Consider the following 4734-nt stretch of genomic DNA (forward strand, 5'->3'; position numbering starts at 1 on the left):
GCTCATAACCCCGTCGAATGGTTCCCTTGGTGTGAGGAGGCATTTGAAAAAGCGAAGCAGGAAAACAAGCCTGTTTTTCTATCTATTGGATACTCAACTTGCCATTGGTGCCACGTGATGGCACACGAATCCTTCGAAGACCAAACCATAGCCGATATGCTGAACAAAGACTTCATCTCAATCAAAGTAGATCGTGAAGAACGCCCAGACATCGATAACATCTATATGGCGGTGTGCCAAGCGATGACGGGACAAGGCGGGTGGCCGCTCACGGTGTTTCTGACGCCGGAGAAGAAACCATTCTTCGCGGGAACGTATTTTCCACGCAGCCGAAAATATAATCGTGCGGGTATGGTGGAAGTGATCGCGCAACTTGCTGGCAAGTGGCGAGAAGACGCCGAACGCGTTCGCGAAGTCGGGGAGCAGATTATCCAAGAGACAACAAATCGGCTGTTGGAGCATCAATCTGGCGGCGAATTGACGGAAGAGACGCTTCACGAAGCGTTCCGTTTATATGAAAGCACGTACGATCCTGAATTCGGTGGATTCGGAAGTGCACCGAAATTCCCAACCTCGCACAATCTGTCGTTCCTACTCAGGTACTATAAGAAAACGGGCAATGAACGATCCCTCGAAATGGTTGAAAAGACGCTAGATGCGATGCATCGAGGAGGCATGTACGATCACATTGGATTTGGTTTTTCAAGGTATTCGGTTGATTCCCAATGGTTGGTCCCGCACTTCGAGAAGATGCTGTATGATAATGCGCTTCTACTGATGACCTATACAGAAGCTTATCAAGTTACTGGCAAAGCCAAATATGCTGAGGTAGCGGAGCAGATCATCACCTATGTTCTTCGGGAAATGACAGATGTTGGAGGCGCCTTCTATTCGGCGGAAGATGCGGATTCCGAAGGCGAAGAGGGCAAGTTCTACGTATGGACACCAGATGAGGTAGAACTTGTGCTTGGCATCGACGAKGGGGATCTTTTCTCCGAGTTGTTTGATATTACGGAGTCGGGGAATTTTGAGGGGCATAACATTCCGAATCTGATCCAAACGACGTTCGTTTCATTTGCCAAGCGGAAGCAGATCCCTTTGGATCAGCTGAAGCAGCGGATGGAGGAAGCCCGCGCCAAGCTGTTCGAGCACCGCGAGAAGCGCATCCACCCGGGCAAAGACGATAAGATTCTGACCGCGTGGAACGGTCTGATGATAGCTGCGCTGTCCAAGGCTGCTCGCGCCTTGGACAAACCTGCTTACGCGGAGGCAGCAGCGAAAGCAGCGGACTTCGTGCTTCGCGAGCTGCGCCGCGAAGATGGGCGCTTGCTCGCCCGCTACCGCGACGGCGAGGCCGCTTTTCCAGGCTACGTGGACGACTACGCGTTCCTCGTCTGGGGACTGATCGAGCTGTACGAGACCACGTTCGAGCTGCGCTATCTCCGTGAAGCGGTCCAGCTGAACGCAGAGATGCTTCGTCTCTTCGGAGACGAAGAGAAGGGCGGGCTCTTCTTCTACGGCAGCGATGCCGAGCAGCTGCTCACCCGCCCCAAAGAGATCTACGACGGCGCGATGCCGTCGGGCAACGCCGCAGCCGCACTGAACATGCAGCGGCTGGCAAGGCTGACCTACGACGCGAAGCTGTCGCAGGCCGCAGATGAACAGCTCATGGCATTCGCCGGAGCTGTGGCGTCTTACCCGCCGGGCCATGCGCTGATGCTGGCGGCGCTCGATTTCGCTTATAGCGAAGCAAGCGAAATTGTCATTGCCGGCGACCCGGCGAAGCCAGAGACGCAGCAGATGCTGCGCACCGTGCAGCGGCAGTTTCTGCCGAATGCGCTGCTGATTCTTCACCCTCCAGGAGCGGAGGGTGAAGAAGTGCGCAAGTTTATCCCGCTTGTGCAAGACAAAATGCCGCTAGGAAACCGCGCTACGGCCTATGTATGTCACAACTTTGCCTGCCAAGCGCCGACACAGGATCTCGGAGACCTCGAAAATCTTTCCAACATCCGATGATAATAATTATCATTATTGGTTACAATAACAATAGAAAGAAAAAAAGAGGCCCGAAAGGGCCTCCATATACTTAGTTCTAAACCTTAGGTTCAAACGTTTTGCAGTCTGTTTCTTCGGAATTGCGCGCCTGATTGCTGCCGTGGTGGCTCACGACATAAATCGAGGATGCGTTGCATTTATTGCCATTTGCCCAGTTTTTGCAGGAATTAACTTCGCAAAGTACATCTTTTGCCATTGTCTATTCACCTCCTTTACTTCATAGGGTGGGGTAAAAAGGCAATTTTTTATACATGGCTGGGCATGAAAATGGAAAAAAGTATGAGGATCAGGATTCACCATTCATCTGACTGCCTTCATATACTTTGAAGTAGAGACCCCTACTTTCAAGAAGGTGAAGTTATGGCTGAGAAGGAATTCCTGCAGTGTGTCAGGTGTAAGTATGTTGCTGAGAAAGAGGAAAGGTACTGTATTAAATGCGGTGCGCCGCTCAAAAACCGTTGTACACGGGAGAAAACGTTGCTCCACAAAGGCTGCTCTAAGGTGAATAAGGCGGATGCCAAGTTTTGCGCGGACTGTGGAACGGCAACGATTTTTAACGAATGGAATCTGCTGTGAACCTAAGCGATACACAGAGGAACTATAGTCCACTATTTTCCTGGAAAAGTACATTTTCCGAGTGTTGGGGGAACTACGTTCCGCTATTTTGCAGCATTCTGCCGAAAACCGTGCAGTGGAGGCAAATAACGTCCTGTAGATCCGCTTATCGAGGGAAACCTCAGTTTTCCTCCGAATAGAGGACTCCAGTTCCCGCAAAGGTAGGGCGGTCGGTATTTCCCTTATATTATTGCACTCTCACCAAATGGAACTTAGCACCCAAAGGAAACATAAAAGAACCGCCAGGACGAGTTTCCCTGGCGGTTTTTCATTACTTATTCTGCAAAATCATCGTCCACAAGTCCGACGGATCGTAGCCGAGCCGCCAAGCCGCGACACCAGCGATATCGTACTTTTTCGCCACATCCAAGCGAGCCTTGACGGTTGCCGTATCTTCTAACCAGAATACATAGGTAAAGCCATCTTCTTGGTACTCCATGCGATATTGCCCGTAAGTTGTATCCCATGTTTGTTTGATCGTTTTGGAAGCTAGTAACGCTGGAATATCCTTCATTAGCACAGTCCGATTACTCTGCAAGGCGCCAGCAGCGTCTAGTTTCCATTCCCGCACATAGTAAGGGATTCCAAGGATAATTTTGTCCCGCGGAATGCCGTAAGACAGGAATTCTTGAATCCCGCCGTCTGCCCAGGGAAGTCCGGCAACAGAACCAGCGGAGGTACTTCCACGATAGAACTGGTCGTAGGCCATGATGACGATGTAATCCACAATGCCGCCGAGCTTCTCATGATCAAAAGCGGAAAGATGATTCCATTTGACGCTGCCGCGAGGAAGATCAATTGAAATAGCCAAGCCGCGTGAGTGCGCATAAGTTGTTAATTTGGAAATGAAAGCTGTGAATGCATTGCGATCCGACCCTGCAAGGCTTTCGAAGTCGACATTGATGCCAGGAACATCAAGCTGTACGGAACGATCGACCAAAGCTTTGATGAATTTATCCTGGGCAGTGTTATCGGCAAGGAATTGCGTAGTTAAGCTGGCATTAAATTGATTGCTGACAAGAGGGTACACGGTATAACCGCTGTTTTGCAGCCATTTTACTGTTTCGGGATTAGAGCTATCTTTGAGGTTACCCGCTGCATCGGCTAGCTCGAAATAGCTTGGTGAATCAACATCCAGCCCAATCGTGTTGGAGACCTGGGCTTTAATGGCATCCCCACCGGATTGCCCATTCCAACCCCACACCTGTAGTTTCTTGAAATTATCCCACAATATTCGGTGTTCAAGTGTTTGAATGGAGCTGTTGTTGTACTGAACGCTATAGTTAAGCGCATCGGGAAGGTTCGTGTATTCGCCAATAAGAGAGGCGTTCTGGAATACTTGGTAAGCAGCAAAGTTGTTCCAAATTTTGTGACCATCCATGAATATGGCGGCATGCCCCCATAGTTTTGCATAGTCAACGGCTGAATCTAATGAAGTGAAGTCTTGAAGGAAGGCCTCATTTTGGTATACTTTATAAGATTTAAGATTACTGTATACGGTTTTTTTGGAGTTTTTATTGATGACGGTCGAGTTTCCCCATTTCAAGGCTTCTTTGACCGCATCCTCCAAGGAAGCGAACTCCCAGTTATCCGCTGAAAAAGTTCCTTGATAGACCTTGTATATGGCTTCTCCAGCGCGCAGCGATGTTTTATCATCACTAGTAATGTTGTCCCAGACCCAACCTCGGCTGTTTAAATCGATGATATGGCTACTACCCCATTTCTTCGCTTCGGCAATGGCCTCATTCAGTGTTTGAAATCTCCACGAATCTAAGGTCATTTCATTTTGATAGACTTGATAACGAGAGTAGTTGTCCCACACCCAGCCCGTAGATGTTAGATCGCGAACACTGGCATTGGACCATTTTTTCGCTTCGGCAATAGCAGCATCTAATGTAGAGAATTGCCATTCAGGAAGCGTAGCGTCTAATTGATAAACTTGATAACGAGGGAAGTTGTTCCACAGCCACTTACGTGTGCCAATCTCCTCCACATAACTATTGGAAAAGCCTTTGGCAAAAGCTTCGGCTTGTTTATAAGCAGCAAATTCCATGAGCACTTGAT

Annotated in this window: 4 protein-coding genes; 2 read left to right on the forward strand and 2 right to left on the reverse strand. The window is 49.2% G+C overall.

Annotation, left to right across the window (positions count from 1 at the left end):
- The coding region (locus AC1DUA_RS24115) for a thioredoxin domain-containing protein (protein WP_477502182.1) at window positions 1–2016 on the forward strand (2016 nt) is incomplete at its 5' end.
- Between the two features lie 76 nt (window positions 2017–2092).
- Here AC1DUA_RS24115 and AC1DUA_RS24120 read toward each other — a convergent pair.
- Window positions 2093–2251, reverse strand: a complete 159-nt coding sequence (locus AC1DUA_RS24120; protein WP_157324647.1) for a DUF1540 domain-containing protein — start codon at window positions 2249–2251, stop codon at window positions 2093–2095.
- A gap of 164 nt (window positions 2252–2415) precedes the next feature.
- Here AC1DUA_RS24120 and AC1DUA_RS24125 point away from each other — a divergent pair, with 164 nt between their 5' ends.
- Window positions 2416–2631 carry a double zinc ribbon domain-containing protein gene (locus AC1DUA_RS24125; protein WP_477502183.1) on the forward strand — a complete coding sequence of 72 codons (216 nt, stop codon included), beginning with the start codon at window positions 2416–2418 and terminating at the stop codon, window positions 2629–2631.
- Window positions 2632–2941: 310 nt separating this feature from the next.
- Here AC1DUA_RS24125 and AC1DUA_RS24130 read toward each other — a convergent pair.
- On the reverse strand, window positions 2942–4734 hold a 1793-nt coding region (locus AC1DUA_RS24130), incomplete at its 5' end, for a glycosyl hydrolase family 18 protein (protein ID WP_477502184.1).

Source organism: Paenibacillus sp. 01T422, from assembly GCF_056398785.1.